The organism is Flavobacterium esculini, assembly GCF_048284325.1.
Lineage (GTDB): Bacteria > Bacteroidota > Bacteroidia > Flavobacteriales > Flavobacteriaceae > Flavobacterium.
On record NZ_JBLVPI010000005.1, the window covers coordinates 76854 to 92651 of the forward strand.

A 15798-nucleotide genomic window follows, 5' to 3' on the forward strand; every position below is an offset into this window, starting at 1 on the left:
CATAAAATTTATGAAATTCCAAAAAGTTTACTCTTTAGAAGAAATTGCAACTATTATCAACTGTGAATATGTTGGTGATAAAAATTTTCCAGTAACTGGAATGAATGAAATTCATGTTGTCGAATCTGGAGATATCGTTTTTGTGGATCATCCTAAGTATTACGATAAAGCATTAAATTCAGCGGCTACTATAGTTTTAATAAATAAAAATGTAGCATGTCCTGATGGAAAAGTATTACTGATTTCAGACGATCCCTTTAGAGATTTTAACAAATTGACGAATTATTTCAAGCCTTTTCAATTTTCTAACGTTTCAATAGCTACTTCAGCTTCGGTAGGAGAAAACACTGTAATACAGCCGAATACTTTTGTTGGAAATCATGTTGTTATTGGGAAGAATTGTTTAATCCATTCTAATGTATCGATTTATGATTATACCGTAATTGGTGATAACGTAATCATCCACGCTGGAACTATTCTTGGTGCTGATGCTTTTTATTATAAAAAGCGCCCTGAAGGTTATGACCAATTACTTTCTGGAGGGAGAGTAGTAATTAAAGATAATGTTGGGATAGGAGCACTTTGCACAATTGACAAAGGAGTTACAGGCGACACTACCATTGGTGAAGGCACGAAAATTGACAATCAGGTGCATGTTGGTCATGATACCGTGATTGGAAAAAAATGTTTGATTGCTTCACAAACCGGAATAGCAGGTTGCGTAATAATTGAAGATGAAGTTACTATTTGGGGACAAGTAGGAACCACTAGCGGAATTACAATAGGAGCCAAGGCAGTCATTCTTGGTCAAACAGGAGTTACAAAATCAGTAGAAGGAGGTAAATCTTACTTTGGTACACCAATTGAAGAATCAAGAGAAAAATTGAAACAACTGGCTAATATCAAAAAAATACCAGAAATTTTAAATAAACTAAAGTAATTATGTCTGCTAAAGAAATCGTTCAGAAATTTTATAAATCCGATGCTCTAATTGATAGTGAAGTCATGAAAGATTTTTTACATCCAGACATAATTGTTGAATGGAATAGCAGTAAAGGATTTATTCAGCATAATTATGAATCGTTACTCAATTTAGCTAATGATTTAAGCAAAGCTTATGTGCGCTCTAAAGTTAGAATAAGTCATATTATTTCAGAAAAAGATTTAATCTCGGTACGTTATTCTCATTTTGTAAAAACAATAGAAAACCCCCGAGAAGAAATGCTATTAGCACATTTTATAACAATTTGGCAAATAAAAGATAATAAATTGTTCAGAGGGTATCAAATGAGTCAATTATCCTAATATATTTTGATGAAAAAAGGCTTCAAAATAATTTACAAAACCTTACTTTTGCATCACAATTTTAAAAACTACATAAAATATATATCATGAGTGTTTTAGTTAATAAAGATTCCAAAATAATTGTTCAAGGATTTACAGGAAGCGAAGGAACTTTCCATGCTTCTCAAATGATTGAGTATGGTACTAACGTTGTTGGTGGTGTAACTCCAGGAAAAGGTGGGACAACTCACCTAGATAGACCCGTTTTTAATACTGTAAAAGATGCTGTTGAACAAGCAGGAGCTGATACTACTATCATTTTTGTACCGCCAGCTTTTGCTGCTGATGCAATTATGGAAGCTGCTGATGCAGGAATAAAAGTAATTATTGCAATTACTGAAGGAATTCCTGTTGCTGATATGATTAAAGCGAATAGCTATGTTAAGGAGAGAAATGCAAGATTAATAGGTCCTAACTGTCCAGGTATAATTACTCCAGGTGAAGCTAAAGTTGGTATTATGCCAGGTTTTGTTTTCAAAAAAGGAACTATTGGAATTGTTTCTAAATCAGGAACTTTAACTTACGAAGCAGCTGACCAAGTTGTAAAACAAGGATTAGGAATTACTACTGCAATTGGTATTGGTGGAGATCCAATCATTGGAACTACTACAAAAGAAGCAGTTGAATTATTGATGAATGACCCAGAAACTGAATGTATCGTAATGATAGGTGAAATTGGTGGGCAATTAGAAGCTGATGCTGCGCATTGGATTAAAGCTGACGGTAACCGTAAACCGGTTGTAGGGTTTATTGCAGGAGTTACCGCTCCAGCTGGACGTACAATGGGACATGCAGGTGCTATTGTTGGTGGATCTGATGATACTGCTGAAGCTAAAAAACAAATCATGAGAGAATGTGGAATACACGTTGTGGATTCTCCAGCTGAGATTGGTAAAAAAGTAAAAGAAGTTTTAGGTTAATCTAATTCTATTTAAATATTTTCAAAAGCCTCACATTTTGTGGGGCTTTTTTTATTATAAATTGAATTAAAGAAATACCTTTGCACTTTATTAAATTGATCTGTTTTTTCAGATTTAATCCTAATAAGAACAATCATAAACGAATGGTTTCTAATGGACCTCACGATTTTGTGGGGTATTTTTTTGTAAAAGCCAATTCAAATAAAAATAAAATAACATGTACAAAGAGTTAAAAAAATTCAAAGTTAGCAATCAGTTTTCATTCACTACAGACGATAGTTTAGAAGAAGTATGTAATGCTTCAGAAGGATCTGGAGTATTTTTAGTGTATTCAGTAGGGGATGAGAAAGAGTTAATTATGGTGGGTTCTACCGGAACTGTTCAGAATAATGGAACTTTGAAAATTAAAAATGGTGGCTTAAAGGATAAAATTGTAGAAGGACACCAATTTGCAAAAACAGGAAGAAAATATTCTTGGCCAGCACAAATGAAAATTGAAGATATCAGTACATTGGAAGTGGTTTGGTATGAAACATTTAACGATAAGACTAAAGCAATACCAACATTCGTAGAAGGACAAGTTTTGCAAAACTTCCTTGACGAAAATGGAAGATTGCCAAAATGGAATGTAGCTTTTTAGTATGTTTCAAAAAAATAAAATTTACTATTTAAAAGCTTTACTTCGGTAAGGCTTTTTTTGTATTACAAATTTCATAAAACGCTTAAATAATCTATATTTGTACATCAAAATAATAAACATACTTATCATTATAATATGAAATTACTAGAAGGAAAAGTTGCCATAATTACAGGTGCAAGCCGCGGAATTGGAAAAGGAATTGCAGAAGTTTTTGCAAAACACGGTGCAAATGTTGCATTTACTTATAGTTCGTCAGTAGAATCAGCTTTGGCTCTTGAAAATGAATTAAATGCGCTTGGTATTAAAGCTAAAGGATATCAATCAAATGCTGCCGATTTTAATGAAGCACAAAAATTTGTAGATGCGGTTTTAGCTGAATTTGGAACTGTTGATATTCTAATAAACAATGCTGGAATTACTAAAGACAACCTTTTGATGCGTATGTCTGAAGGAGATTTCGATCAAGTAATTGACGTTAATTTGAAATCGGTTTTTAATATGACTAAAGCGATTCAACGTACTTTCTTAAAACAACGCTCAGGATCAATTATTAATATGAGTTCTGTAGTAGGAGTGAAGGGAAATGCGGGTCAAACCAATTATGCGGCTTCTAAAGCAGGTGTTATTGGTTTTTCAAAATCAGTAGCTTTGGAATTAGGTTCTCGTAATATTCGTTGTAATGTAATTGCTCCAGGATTTATAGAAACTGAAATGACAGCCAAATTAAACGACGATGTCGTGAAAGGATGGAGAGACGGTATACCGTTGAAACGTGGTGGAACCACTGAAGATGTTGCTAATGCGTGTCTTTTCTTTGCATCTGATATGAGCGCTTATGTAACCGGACAGGTTATGAATGTTTGTGGTGGAATGCTTACCTAATAAAAGCAATCTATTTTCAGTATTCAGTAGCTGATCACTGAAAATAGATGACTAAACAATAAAAAATGACGACAACTACCATTTTATTAATAATACTTTCTTTAATACTAGCCGGTAGTTTGTCATTTCACCACTATTTATACAAAGTCAAAAACAAATCTATAGTTAGTTTGTTTTTGGCTTTTTTGCGTTTTATGTCTATTTTTGGAATGTTATTACTGTTGGTTAATCCAATAATAACTAAAAATACGCTAGAAACTGTAAAAACACCGTTGCCAATTGTCGTTGATAATTCCAGTTCCATTTCATTCTTGAAAGCTAATGGAAAATCAGTAAAATTATATCAAAAATTGATTTTGAATTCAGCATTGCAAAAGAAATTTGATATTCAATCGTATCAATTTGACAGTGAATTTCAACAATCGAAAAAATTTGATTTCAAAGGAAAACAAACCAATCTGGATGCCGTAGCCAAAAACCTGAAAAGCATTAACAAAAATGTAATTTTTCCAACCATAATTATAACGGACGGAAATCAAACTTCAGGTAACGATTATGTTTATGGTTTTGATGCAACGAATAAAGTATTTCCATTAATTGTAGGTGATACGACCACTTTTTTAGATTTTAAAATAGATCAATTAAATGTCAATAAATACGCTTTTTATAAAAATAGGTTTCCGGCAGAAGCCTTTTTGCATTATTCAGGAACTAAAAATATAACTGCTGATTTTATTATTTCACAAGGGAATTCGGTGTTTAGTAAACAATCTATTTCATTTTCTCCATCGAAAAAAACGGCTGTTGTCAATTTACTATTACCTGCTAATAAAGTAGGACTACAAGTTTTTAAAGCCACGATTTCATCTAAAGAAAAAGAAAAGAATACTTATAATAATACCAAGAATTTTGCTGTTGAAGTGATTGACCAAAAAACAAATATCGCCATTATTTCTACTATAAATCATCCGGATATTGGTGCTTTGAAACATGCAATCGAAACGAATGCACAACGCAAAGTAACTCTAGTTAAGCCTAATGATATCAAATTATTACAAAATTATAGTATTTTAATTCTATACCAACCCACAGTTGAATTTAAATCGGTTTTTGATGCTGCTAAGTCGACCGGGATTAATACATTCATTATTACCGGAAACAATACAGATTTTAATTTTTTGAATCAACAACAGGATAATTTGTCTTTCAAAATGAGTAGTCAAAAAGAAGATTATTTGGCGGCATTTAATTCTCAATTTAATCTCTTTGCAATTGATAATATTGGTTTCGAAAATTTCCCACCTTTGCAAAATCCTTTTGGAAATATAACTACAAATGGAAACGTTTTGGTATTGCTTTCTTCCAAAATAAGAAATATTGACACCAATTCACCTTTATTGGCTTTTACTGAAAATCAAGGCAAAAGAACGGCTTATTTTTTAGGGGAGAATAGTTGGAAATGGCGTTTGCAAAGCCATATCGACAACCAGTCTTTTGTGAAGTTTGATGTATTTATAGACAAGATTATCCAGTATTTGGCTTCTAACAATTCAAAAAAATCATTGGTTGTTGCCCATGAAAATTTCTATAATTCAGACGAAGTAATTGAGATTTCCGCACAATATTTCAATAAAAACTATGAGTTTGATGAGAAAGCTCGTTTGACAATTGCTATAACTAATACAAAAACCAAGCAAACTAAAAATTACGATTTGTTAAAAAGCAATAATTCCTATCAAGTCAATCTTAATGGGCTTACAGCTGGGAATTATGATTTTTCGGTAAAAGAATTGAATTCAAAAACTTCGTATTCCAATCATTTTGAAATACTGGATTTTGATATAGAAAAACAATTTGTTAACCCAGATGTAGAAAAATTGACACAACTAGCTTCGCAAACACATGGTAAAGCTTATTTCCCCGATCAAATTGAGGTTTTAATAAAATCACTTTTGGATAATGAGGAATACAAAGCCGTTCAAAAGAATACTATGACTAAAACACCTTTGATTGAATGGGTTTGGTTACTCGTTTTAATTTCGATTTTTCTTTCAACGGAATGGTTTGTTAGAAAATATAACGGATTGTTGTAAATTTAAATTCCATTTAATAAAAATATAAATCATGGATTTTAGATTAAAAGTTTTTTTTACTGTCGCCAATAGATTGAGTTTTACTAAAGCGGCAACGGAATTATTCATTACTCAGCCTGCCATTTCGAAACATATTCAAGAGCTGGAAGAACAATATAAAATCAAACTTTTCGAAAGAAACGGTTCAAAAATTTCCCTTACCAATGCCGGTGAAGTATTGCTTAAGCACACTAAAAATATATTTGAAGTCTATAGAGAAATTGATTTTGACATGAGCGCATTAATCAATCAACAAAAAGGATTACTTCGATTAGGAGCCAGCACAACAATTTCTCAATATATAATTCCGCCTCTTTTGGCTCGCTTTCATCAAAAATTGCAGGACATAAAAGTGAATCTGTTGAACGGAAATACGGAGCAAATTGAAAAAGCATTACTGAATAAAGAGATTGAAATAGGAATTGTAGAAGGACAGTCTAAAAATCAATCTATTAAATACACCGAGTTTTTAAAAGACGAATTAGTACTGGTTTGCAACAATAGTAATCCTTTAAAAAACAAAGAGCAAGTTAGTTTAGAGGATTTGAAAGACCTGCGATTTGTAACTCGGGAACAGGGTTCTGGAACACTTGAAGTTATTGATCATGCGTTAAAACCTTTTGGAATTAATCTCTCGCATTTAAAAATTGAAATGCAGTTGGGAAGCCCGGAAAGTATAAAATCCTATTTGATGAATTCTGATTGTGTTGCTTTTATTTCCATCCATGCTATAGAAAAAGAGCTTAAAAATAACGAATTGGTTATTCTTGATATTGATGATTTTGTTATTGAACGCTTTTTTTACATCATTACTTTACAAGGAAAAGTTGATCCACTATCAGAATTGTTTATAAAAAATATATCGAGTCATTATAATTTAAAGTTATAGCAGATTGTTTTTTGCGATTGGCTAATGCAAATTAATCTACTCACCTTTGTATAGTAATAATTCAATTACTTTACAATGGAACCAAATCAAAAAGTAATTCTAAAACAAGTACCATTATTTTTAAAAATAAGTACACTACAGCAACAAATTATTTTTGTTGCACTGCTATTGTTTTGCATGACCTCAATTGTTTCGCCACCAATTGCTTTATTATTAGGACTGATTGTTGCGAATCTTTCCGGTCATCCTTTTTTACATCTCAACCATAAAGCAACAAATATTCTACTGCAAGTTTCTGTGGTAGGTTTAGGTTTTGGCATGAATGTAAATGGTGCTTTATCGGCAGGTAAAGAAGGTCTTATATTTACTATTGCATCCATTTTTAGCACTGTAATTTTAGGAACATTTCTAGGGAAATGGCTAAAAATTGAAAAGAAAACTGCTCATTTAATTTCATGCGGAACTGCAATTTGCGGCGGAAGTGCAATTGCCGCGATTGCTCCGGTAATTAAATCAGATGAAAAACAAACTTCCATTGCTTTAGGAGTGATATTTATTCTGAATTCAGTTGCTTTATTTTTATTTCCGGCTGTAGGACACTGGTTGGATTTATCGCAAAAAGAGTTCGGGTTATGGTGTGCGATTGCTATTCATGATACGAGTTCAGTGGTTGGTGCAGCCAGTAAATTTGGCCCCGAAGCATTACAAATAGCTACGACTGTAAAATTAGCCCGAGCCTTATGGATTATTCCGGTAGCTTTACTTACCGCTTTTATTTTCAAAAATAAATCCAGCAGAATTAAAATCCCCTATTTTATTGGATTATTTATTATAGCAATGGCAATGAATACGTATGTTTCACAAACAGCCCTTATTGCTCCGTATTTGGTTTCAATTGCCAAAATTGGACTCACGCTAACTTTGTTTTTAATTGGAGCAGGATTGAATAGGAATATTTTGAAATTAGTTGGAGTAAAACCCTTGTTTCAAGGCCTTTTGCTTTGGGTATTTATAGCAATTGGAACACTGTTAACCATTATGTATTTTAATTAGAAAGCACTATTTAAAGTAATATTAATGATTAAATTTCTTTCTTTTTATGGCAAAATAGGTGAGTCTCATATAATCATAAAAAAGGGCAATAAACAGAAAAAAGGAAGCGATTAGAAGTGTTTTTAATTCCATTTTTTGATACATAAATCCTCCGAAAACACAACCAATAAAAAAGAAGGAAATGATTGAAAAACGCAAATAAATACTCGTTTTCAATTTTGTTACTTCATCTGCTTTTTTATAAAAAAACAATTGAGACAATTCGATTCCTAAATCTGTAAAAAGGCCTGTTAAATGAGTTGTTCTGACTGTTGCCTGTGATATTTTTGTAACCAGGGAATTTTGAATCCCCATGGCAAAAAGCATAAAAAAAGCGATTGTTTTACCTTCGAAAATAGAAATATCAGAGGGAACTCCAAAAAGTGCAACACCAGTTAAAACTAAAATCTCCAAAGAAATGGGCACAACATGAGACAAATCGGGATGTTTCACTGAGACTAATTCTGATAAAAAGTTAGAAGTAAAGGCGCCAATCAAGAAAAAGATTGTGAAAACAAAAAAAGTTATTACTGTAGCATAATTGTTAAGCATCAATTCTTCTGCAAAATAAGCAAAGTGTCCCGTGACATTTGTGGTTAACGTTTTTACGGCCAAAACACCTGTTATATTAACGATGCCAGCCACGAATGATAGTAAGGTTGCTAAACGTAAATTGTGAATAAAAGTCCTGTTTTTTCCTTTGTGACGAAACATTTTTAATTAATTTCTTTAAATTAACATAATCTTAAACCAGATTTCATTGAATTATATTTAAAAAAAATACATTTGCAGTTCTAATAAATAAATATAATGAAAAATTTTAAAATTAGACCTACACTTATTGGGTTATCTACAATTGGAATTGCTTTTTTGTTGTTATCATGGGGAGTTGTTGGCCATGAACGAATCAATAGAGCTGCGGTAATGGCGCTTCCAAAACCATTACAAACTTTTTTCTACAATCATATCGATTTCATCACTCAGGAATCCACAGTTCCGGATTTGAGAAAATCTATTTTGAATGACAAGGCTGAAGGACCACGTCATTATTTTGATATGGAGAATTTCGGAAGCATTGACAGTTTACCTAGAACTATGGAAGCTGCAAAGAAAAAATACGATGAGAAATTCTTGTCAAAAAATGGGACATTGCCTTGGTACATTCAAGAAATGATGGGCAAATTAACTAAAGCTTTCAAAGAGAAAAGAAAAAACGAAATTCTATTTATTGCTGGAGAACTTGGACATTACATAGGAGATGCACACATGCCTTTGCATACTTCTGACAATCATGATGGTCAAAATACCAATCAAAAAGGAATTCATTCTTTATGGGAAAGCCGTTTGCCTGAATTGTTTGTTAAGAATTATAAACTAAATGCTGATGAAGGAAAATATATTGAAAATGTAGACCAAGCAGCTTGGGGTATTATTTTTGATACCCATAGCTTAGTAGCTCCTTTATTAGCGGCTGATAAAAAATTAAGAACTACAATTCCAGAAAGCAAAATGTATGTCGTTGATGAGGCTGGTACCATTGTAAAAAACAAATACAATGGCGTTTTATATTCGGATGATTATGCCACTAAATTTCACCAAGAGTTGAATGGTATGGTTGAAAATCAAATGAAAAAAGCAATTACTGCTACAGCTAGTTTTTGGTATACCGCTTGGGTAAATGCAGGGAAACCCGATTTAAGTACTTTAGATTCAGAGGCGCTTACCAAACGCAATAAAAAAGGGTTAAAACAAGATTCCAAATTATTTAAAAAAGGATTCCTTTTTGGTTTAGTAAACGATAAAGAATAATTTTTAAATCTAAAATAAAAAAACGGGTGAGATAGCAATCTTACCCGTTTTTTTATGCTAATTAATTTTTTGATATTTCTTTTTCTTCAACATATCTGAAGCAGTTTGGTAATAGGAAATAGTTTGGTTTACTAAATCAGTTCTTTCTTTTATCAGCGGATTTTGGTCGTAATAGATTTGGAAATCAGGTGCTGTTTTTTGATCTTTTTTTAATGTCAATTGAAATTGCTTCACTTGCTGTTTGGGTGAAATAATAGTTAAAATATTATCTTTTATCAACCCTAAATCCTGATATGTTGCAATTAAAGCTCTCGGTTTATAGTCAGATTTTAAAACGTCCTCACCATAGAATTTACTTTGATAATTGAAATTCAACAATCCAAATAACGTAGGCATAATATCAATCTGAGACATCAAATTCGTGTAATGCTTTGGCTGAATATAACCCGGACTGTAAATCATTGCCGGAATTCTATATTTATCAACAGGAAGCTCTGTTTTTCCTGCACTGGAAGCACAATGATCCGCAATAATCACAAAAACAGTATTGGCAAACCAAGGTTGTTTACTTGCCATTTCGAAGAATTTCTTCATGGCAAAATCAGTATATTTAACGCCACCTTCACGTGATTTAGCATCTCCTGGGATATCAATTTTATTATTAGGATAGGTGAATGGTCTGTGATTGCTAACAGTCATAATATGGTTAAAAAAGGGTTTGTTTTCTTTTGCTTCCCCATTCATTACCTTGATTGCTTTGTTGTACATATCCTCGTCACAAACGCCCCATACATTCGCAAAAGTAATTTCTTCAGGAGTAAATGTTTTTTTATCTACAATACCATAACCGTTTCCAGTGAAAAAATCTTCCATATTATCAAAGAAAGCATCACCTCCATAAAGGTATTTCACAGTATACCCTTTTTGTTTGAAGACATTTCCAGTTGAAAATTTATTTTTATTATCTTCTCTTTTTACCACACTTTCGCCGGCAGTGGGAGGGAAACACAAAGTAACAGCTTCAAGACCACGAACAGTTCTATTCCCAACAGCGTAAAGATTCGTAAACAACAAACTTTTTGTAGCTAAACTATCCAAGAAAGGAGTTAGATTTTGTTCGTTGCCGTACAATTTCATAAAATCGGCACTGTAACTTTCGATAGTTATTAACACTACATTCTTATGGTTTTCAGTTGCATCGCTTTGAATTTTTCGTAAAGAAGTTTCTCCTGAAATTCCTGGAATTTGTTCTCGTAATAATGCATACGCTTCTTTTTCGGCAAGTGTTTTGTAGAATTTGAAATAGTCTAATTCACTATTTTTAAAGGCTAAAAAGAACTTATAAATTCCATTTGCCTCTAATTCATTTGCAAAAATATTTGGTGAGTTTTCCTGAGCAGATAAATAGGGTATCGTTAATAAAGAGAGTCCAAACAAAGTAAGATAAATTCCGGATAACTGTATTTTTTGTACAAAATTTGGAATACTTTCGATGTACGTTTTTGAACGTCTTACGATCAAATATGTTATTAAGCCTGCAACAACAAATAATGCGGTAAATATTGGAATTACAGGATACGATTGTATGATATTACCTATTACTTCATTGGTGTAAACCAAATAATTAACGGCTATGAAGTTGTATTTTACACCAAATTCATTCCAAAAAAAGTATTCACTAATTCCATTTTGCAAAATCAAAACAACATACAAGAAAATGACAAATGAGAACAACCAGAATCTAATTTGGTTTCGGTATTTTGGAAGAAAAAGCAATAACCCAAACAAAATAGTTTTTATAGCCATAAAAGCGATTCCAATTGCAGGTAGCGCACCACCATATTCGTTAAGAATTGTATTGCCAAATGAAACATACAACAATAAGGCAACTAATAGCCCGAAAAAGAGATAACCATGGGGTTTCAAGTATTTTGAATTGGATATAAAAATTAGATACAGCCATAAAAAACCGCTTATTAATACAAAAATGAAAAAATCAGAGATTAATCCAAAACCAAATATTTTAACAACCTCTAGGAAACCAAATGAGCTTTGGGTAATGGGATGAAATAGCAGTACTATTCTTAAAACGATACTTACAATAATATAAAAAAGCATAAGATTGTAAAAAGGGGATGACTTTTTTAAAAAATTCATAGTATTATTTTTATTTACAAAAGTATATATAATTTTAGTGCTATTTTTTAAGAATTGCTTAATATTGGAAAACAGAATCTTAGATTAAGGAGATTTAATTAATTTTAATAAATACGGTTGAAATTTTAAAACAGTCATGAAAATATTTTGCGTCTTCATACAAGTTCTGTTTATTAATTCTAAAAAAAACCATAACTATTATTTTTGCGTATATAGTTATATTAACCAACCTAAAATAAAATAATCATGACTAGAAAAGAATTTTTTGCGAGAGTAGGATTTGGAGCGGCAACTGTTTTATTGCCTGCTTGTATAGCCGTTTTAGTTGCGAGTTGTAGCTCAGACGATTCTAATACTGGTGGTTCTGGTTCATCAACACCAACACCTACGCCTACGCCAACACCAACCGCCTCAAGTAATTTTACAGTTGATACCAGCACAGGACCTTTGGCCACAAATGGAGGTTTTATAGTTATGAAAGGAATTATCATTGCGCGGACCACTACAGGAACTTTTTTGGCTGTTTCGTCTTCTTGTACTCACGAAGGTGTAACGCTTGGTTATGATAACTCTGGGAATGTATTTGTTTGTCCAAGGCATAATTCTCAGTTTACAAGTACTGGTACCGTAATTTCGGGACCTGCACCATCCAATTTAAAACAATATCAGACTACATTATCTGGAACAACTTTGACCGTTATTGTCTAGTCCAATAAATAAACAGTCATGTATATCTGTAAAAAGTCGTTAAATTAATTCTGCCTTAATTTTCACTATCAGAAAAGTACACTTCACTAGAAATAAATACTTTTACAGTATTAAAAACAGATTTAAAAGATGAAAAAACAGGTTATGTTCTTGTTTCTTTTTATAGGAACGTTAGGATATTCTCAAAACTGGAAATCCAATTTTGAAGAAGCAAAAGCGCAGTCACTTTCAGAAGATAAAAACATCCTTCTTGTATTTTCAGGATCAGATTGGTGTGCTCCATGTATTAAATTAGAAAATACCATTTGGAAATCAGAAGAATTTAAAAAGGAAGCCGACCAAAATTGGGTTATTTACAAAGCTGATTTTCCAAAGAAAAAAGCAAATCAACTCGAACCAGCGTTGATGGAGAGCAATAAAAAAATAGCAGAAAAATACAATAAATCAGGGAATTTCCCATTAGTGTTACTTTTGGACAAAACTGGGAATGTGTTAGGAATTACAGGTTTCAAAAACCTTTCTCCAGCTGATTATATCAAATTAATCCATTCGTTTGAAAAATGATGAAGAGTATAATTTCCTTATTTTTATTATTGACAACCTTCATTTCCGTTGGTCAAATTGCCCATAAGAGAAAGTTGTCGATGTTAGGAAGTCCGTTTGAGATTACAGCTGTTGCAAATGACACTATAAAATCCAATGAATATATAGATTTGGCTGTAGCCGAAGTAAAACGAATAGAGAATTTAATTTCTGATTGGATTCCGACTACTCAAATTTCAGAAATCAACCGTAATGCAGGAATTAAACCTGTAAAAGTGGATACTGAAGTTTTGGAATTGGTCGAAAGAGCGATTAAAATTTCCCAAATTACCGATGGCGCCTTTGATATTTCATATGCTTCCATGGACAAAATATGGAAATTTGATGGTTCGATGAAAGTAATGCCGACAGAAGAAGCCATAAAAAAATCAGTTGTAAAAATTGGATACAGAAATATTATTATAAACAAGAAAGAACAAACCATTTTCCTGAAATTAGAAGGAATGAAATTAGGTTTGGGCGGAATTGGTCAAGGCTATATTGCTGATAAAGTAAAAGATTTATTGGTTTCAAAAGGCTGTATTTCAGGAATTGTAAATGTTTCTGGAGATATTAATGCTTGGGGAAAACAACCCGATGGGAAACTTTGGAATGTGGGAATTGTAAATCCTTTGAATAAAAATAAAGTTTTTGCCACATTTCCATTAGAAGACAGCGCTGTAGAAACTTCGGGAAGTTATGAAAAGTATGTTATTTTTAATGGAATTCGCTACTCACATATTATAGATCCCAGAACGGGTTATCCGGCAACTGGCGTGGTGAGTGTATCTGTTTTTGCAAAGCAAACGGAAGTAGCTGACGCTTTGGCTACGGGTATTTTTGTTCTCGGGGTAGAAGTAGGGTTGGATTTAGTCAATCAGCTTAAAGGGATTGAATGTATTATTGTTGATGACAAAGGTAAAATCCATTCGTCAAAAGGAATTGATATTAAAAAATATAATTAATAAAAGACATTCAAAATGATAAAGACTATAACGGTTTTGTTTTTTGTAATGCTGATTTTACAATCGTGTAGTTCAGTAAAAGAATACGAAAAAGAAAAAATAAATGATCCTGACATGAAGTTAACCGCAAAAACTTCAGAGCGATATGAAACTTCTTTTCAAGTATATCGTGAAGCAGCTGCTGGAGCCAATGGTGGTAAATCAGGTGGTGGTTGTGGTTGCAACTAATTTACAAAACAACAATTTAGATAGTAATTAGTAATTTCTATACAATGAAAATAAAATTTTTATTTCTTTTAGTATTAATCAGCAGCATTGCCTTTTCGCAAGACAAAACTACTGCGCCAGCATTTAAAAAACGAGTATTAGAGAGTACCGAAGTCGATTTTTTAGCCAGTTATTACAATCAGGAGGGATCAAAATCAGCCGTTTCAGGTGGAATTGGTTCGGAGAAACTTACTGATATTGCCTCAAATATTGTGGTGGCGATGCCATTAAATGATGATGATGTTTTAACGATTGATTTGGGAATATCAGCTTATTCATCAGCATCATCAAGTAACATCAACCCGTTTAATTCAACTGGAGCTTCCAGTTCAGGCGGACCTAGTGGGACTCCTTGGCAAGCTTCCTCTGGAGCTTCTAAAAGCGATCAATTGGTGTCAATTGTTGCTAATTATAGTCATAGTAGTGATTCTAGGAATTTTATTTGGAATACTGATGTTTCTTTTTCAAATGAGTATGATTATACTTCGGTTGGTTTTGGAGGAGGAATTGCGACTCTTTTTAATGAAAAAAATACCGAATTAAGCTTGAAAGCCAATGTGTATCTTGATCAATGGAGGCCTATTTATCCAACGGAATTAGACGAATATTCAAAATATGGTGCTAATTTTTTAAATCAAGGCTATTTTAATGGCGTATCAGTTTTAGATCAAAATGGGCAAACCACAACAAATTATTTGCCATCAGCACAAACGGTAAGTGGCGTAAATAGAAACTCTTATTCGGCTTCTGTTAGTTTCTCTCAGGTTTTAACTAAAAAACTACAGTTTTCAATCTTCTTCGATATTTTACAGCAACAAGGCTTATTGTCTTCACCGTATCACCGAATTTATTTTGCAGATAAAGCTAATTATTACATCGGTCAGGCACAATACATTAATAATTACGAAAGTTCAACGAATACTGGAGTTTATAAACTGGCTGATGATATTGAAAGATTACCGGATTCCCGATTTAAAGTCCCTGTTGGAGCACGTTTGAATTATTACATCAACGAGCGATTTATATTGAGAACCTATTATCGTTTTTATTCCGATAATTGGGATATTCAATCGCATACCGCAACAATTGAGCTTCCTATAAAATTATCTGATAGGTTTACCGTTTTTCCAATGTATCGCTATTACACCCAAACGGCTTCAAAATATTATGCACCTTATGAAACCCATTTGTCAACAGAAAGATATTATACCTCTGATGCAGATTTAGCTACATTTGATGCGAATCAATATGGTTTTGGAATCAATTATACTGATATTTTTACAGGTACAAAAATTTGGAAATTTGGTTTGAAAAATATTGATTTTAGATTCAATCATTATGAAAGAAGTGATAATCTAAATGCTAACATTGGTACAATTGCATTTAAATTTGTCATGCAATAAAGCCTAAA

Annotated in this window: 16 protein-coding genes; 14 read left to right on the forward strand and 2 right to left on the reverse strand. The window is 32.5% G+C overall.

From position 1 onward, the window contains the following. The first annotated feature begins 10 nt into the window (after positions 1-10). From ACNQGG_RS06110 to ACNQGG_RS06145, 8 genes are all read left to right on the forward strand, one after another. Entirely contained in the window at positions 11-940 is a 930-nt protein-coding gene (locus ACNQGG_RS06110; protein ID WP_417962165.1) for a UDP-3-O-(3-hydroxymyristoyl)glucosamine N-acyltransferase, read from the forward strand. A 2-nt stretch (positions 941-942) separates the two neighbouring features. Next, a complete protein-coding gene (locus ACNQGG_RS06115; protein ID WP_416850943.1) occupies positions 943-1305 on the forward strand; it encodes a nuclear transport factor 2-like protein in 363 nt (120 codons plus the stop codon). Between the two features lie 86 nt (positions 1306-1391). Then, positions 1392-2264 (forward strand): succinate--CoA ligase subunit alpha, encoded by an 873-nt coding sequence (sucD, locus tag ACNQGG_RS06120; RefSeq protein WP_121925180.1) that lies wholly within the window; start codon positions 1392-1394, stop codon positions 2262-2264. A 217-nt stretch (positions 2265-2481) separates the two neighbouring features. Beyond that, positions 2482-2904 (forward strand): hypothetical protein, encoded by a 423-nt coding sequence (locus ACNQGG_RS06125; RefSeq protein WP_417962167.1) that lies wholly within the window; start codon positions 2482-2484, stop codon positions 2902-2904. Between the two features lie 135 nt (positions 2905-3039). Continuing rightward, a complete protein-coding gene (fabG, locus tag ACNQGG_RS06130) occupies positions 3040-3786 on the forward strand; it encodes a 3-oxoacyl-[acyl-carrier-protein] reductase (RefSeq protein WP_417962169.1) in 747 nt (248 codons plus the stop codon). A gap of 65 nt (positions 3787-3851) precedes the next feature. Beyond that, positions 3852-5879 (forward strand): hypothetical protein, encoded by a 2028-nt coding sequence (locus ACNQGG_RS06135; RefSeq protein WP_417962171.1) that lies wholly within the window; start codon positions 3852-3854, stop codon positions 5877-5879. Between the two features lie 31 nt (positions 5880-5910). Further along, positions 5911-6807 (forward strand): LysR family transcriptional regulator, encoded by an 897-nt coding sequence (locus tag ACNQGG_RS06140; RefSeq protein ID WP_417962173.1) that lies wholly within the window; start codon positions 5911-5913, stop codon positions 6805-6807. A 75-nt stretch (positions 6808-6882) separates the two neighbouring features. Continuing rightward, the gene (locus ACNQGG_RS06145; RefSeq protein ID WP_417962174.1) at positions 6883-7860 is read left to right on the forward strand and encodes a YeiH family protein; all 978 of its coding nucleotides are present in this window, start codon (positions 6883-6885) and stop codon (positions 7858-7860) included. A gap of 21 nt (positions 7861-7881) precedes the next feature. On the opposite strand, the gene ACNQGG_RS06150 is transcribed toward ACNQGG_RS06145, so the two are convergent. After that, the gene (locus ACNQGG_RS06150) at positions 7882-8613 is read right to left on the reverse strand and encodes a YoaK family protein (RefSeq protein WP_417962176.1); all 732 of its coding nucleotides are present in this window, start codon (positions 8611-8613) and stop codon (positions 7882-7884) included. Positions 8614-8709: 96 nt separating this feature from the next. On the opposite strand from ACNQGG_RS06150, the gene ACNQGG_RS06155 reads away from it, so the two are divergent. Continuing rightward, positions 8710-9708: a zinc dependent phospholipase C family protein gene (locus ACNQGG_RS06155; protein WP_417962178.1), complete on the forward strand. Its 999-nt coding sequence runs from the start codon at positions 8710-8712 to the stop codon at positions 9706-9708. 57 nt (positions 9709-9765) lie between these two features. Here the strand turns inward: ACNQGG_RS06155 and ACNQGG_RS06160 are convergent, their stop codons facing one another. After that, a complete protein-coding gene (locus tag ACNQGG_RS06160; protein ID WP_417962180.1) occupies positions 9766-11865 on the reverse strand; it encodes an LTA synthase family protein in 2100 nt (699 codons plus the stop codon). 246 nt (positions 11866-12111) lie between these two features. Between ACNQGG_RS06160 and ACNQGG_RS06165 the strand changes: the two genes are divergently transcribed. From ACNQGG_RS06165 to ACNQGG_RS06185, 5 genes are all read left to right on the forward strand, one after another. Further along, positions 12112-12573: a QcrA and Rieske domain-containing protein gene (locus tag ACNQGG_RS06165; protein ID WP_417962182.1), complete on the forward strand. Its 462-nt coding sequence runs from the start codon at positions 12112-12114 to the stop codon at positions 12571-12573. Between the two features lie 129 nt (positions 12574-12702). After that, positions 12703-13137: a thioredoxin family protein gene (locus ACNQGG_RS06170; protein ID WP_417962184.1), complete on the forward strand. Its 435-nt coding sequence runs from the start codon at positions 12703-12705 to the stop codon at positions 13135-13137. Next, positions 13137-14120: an FAD:protein FMN transferase gene (locus tag ACNQGG_RS06175; RefSeq protein WP_417962418.1), complete on the forward strand. Its 984-nt coding sequence runs from the start codon at positions 13137-13139 to the stop codon at positions 14118-14120. The genes ACNQGG_RS06170 and ACNQGG_RS06175 overlap by 1 nt, the downstream gene beginning before the upstream one ends. A 15-nt stretch (positions 14121-14135) precedes the next feature. Continuing rightward, entirely contained in the window at positions 14136-14348 is a 213-nt protein-coding gene (locus ACNQGG_RS06180; protein ID WP_417962186.1) for a DUF4266 domain-containing protein, read from the forward strand. A gap of 44 nt (positions 14349-14392) precedes the next feature. Beyond that, on the forward strand, positions 14393-15790 hold the full coding sequence (locus ACNQGG_RS06185) for a DUF3570 domain-containing protein (protein ID WP_417962188.1): 1398 nt from the start codon (positions 14393-14395) through the stop codon (positions 15788-15790). The last annotated feature ends 8 nt before the right edge of the window (positions 15791-15798 follow it).

Bases quoted from the DNA above. Each gene is read 5' to 3' on its own strand.
- ACNQGG_RS06110 (WP_417962165.1), top strand. From the start codon at position 11: ATGAAATTCCAAAAAGTTTACTCTTTAGAAGAAATTGCAACTATTATC.
- ACNQGG_RS06115 (WP_416850943.1), top strand. From the start codon at position 943: ATGTCTGCTAAAGAAATCGTTCAGAAATTTTATAAATCCGATGCTCTA.
- sucD (WP_121925180.1), top strand. From the start codon at position 1,392: ATGAGTGTTTTAGTTAATAAAGATTCCAAAATAATTGTTCAAGGATTT.
- ACNQGG_RS06125 (WP_417962167.1), top strand. From the start codon at position 2,482: ATGTACAAAGAGTTAAAAAAATTCAAAGTTAGCAATCAGTTTTCATTC.
- fabG (WP_417962169.1), top strand. From the start codon at position 3,040: ATGAAATTACTAGAAGGAAAAGTTGCCATAATTACAGGTGCAAGCCGC.
- ACNQGG_RS06135 (WP_417962171.1), top strand. From the start codon at position 3,852: ATGACGACAACTACCATTTTATTAATAATACTTTCTTTAATACTAGCC.
- ACNQGG_RS06140 (WP_417962173.1), top strand. From the start codon at position 5,911: ATGGATTTTAGATTAAAAGTTTTTTTTACTGTCGCCAATAGATTGAGT.
- ACNQGG_RS06145 (WP_417962174.1), top strand. From the start codon at position 6,883: ATGGAACCAAATCAAAAAGTAATTCTAAAACAAGTACCATTATTTTTA.
- ACNQGG_RS06150 (WP_417962176.1), bottom strand. From the start codon at position 8,613: ATGTTTCGTCACAAAGGAAAAAACAGGACTTTTATTCACAATTTACGT.
- ACNQGG_RS06155 (WP_417962178.1), top strand. From the start codon at position 8,710: ATGAAAAATTTTAAAATTAGACCTACACTTATTGGGTTATCTACAATT.
- ACNQGG_RS06160 (WP_417962180.1), bottom strand. From the start codon at position 11,865: ATGAATTTTTTAAAAAAGTCATCCCCTTTTTACAATCTTATGCTTTTT.
- ACNQGG_RS06165 (WP_417962182.1), top strand. From the start codon at position 12,112: ATGACTAGAAAAGAATTTTTTGCGAGAGTAGGATTTGGAGCGGCAACT.
- ACNQGG_RS06170 (WP_417962184.1), top strand. From the start codon at position 12,703: ATGAAAAAACAGGTTATGTTCTTGTTTCTTTTTATAGGAACGTTAGGA.
- ACNQGG_RS06175 (WP_417962418.1), top strand. From the start codon at position 13,137: ATGAAGAGTATAATTTCCTTATTTTTATTATTGACAACCTTCATTTCC.
- ACNQGG_RS06180 (WP_417962186.1), top strand. From the start codon at position 14,136: ATGATAAAGACTATAACGGTTTTGTTTTTTGTAATGCTGATTTTACAA.
- ACNQGG_RS06185 (WP_417962188.1), top strand. From the start codon at position 14,393: ATGAAAATAAAATTTTTATTTCTTTTAGTATTAATCAGCAGCATTGCC.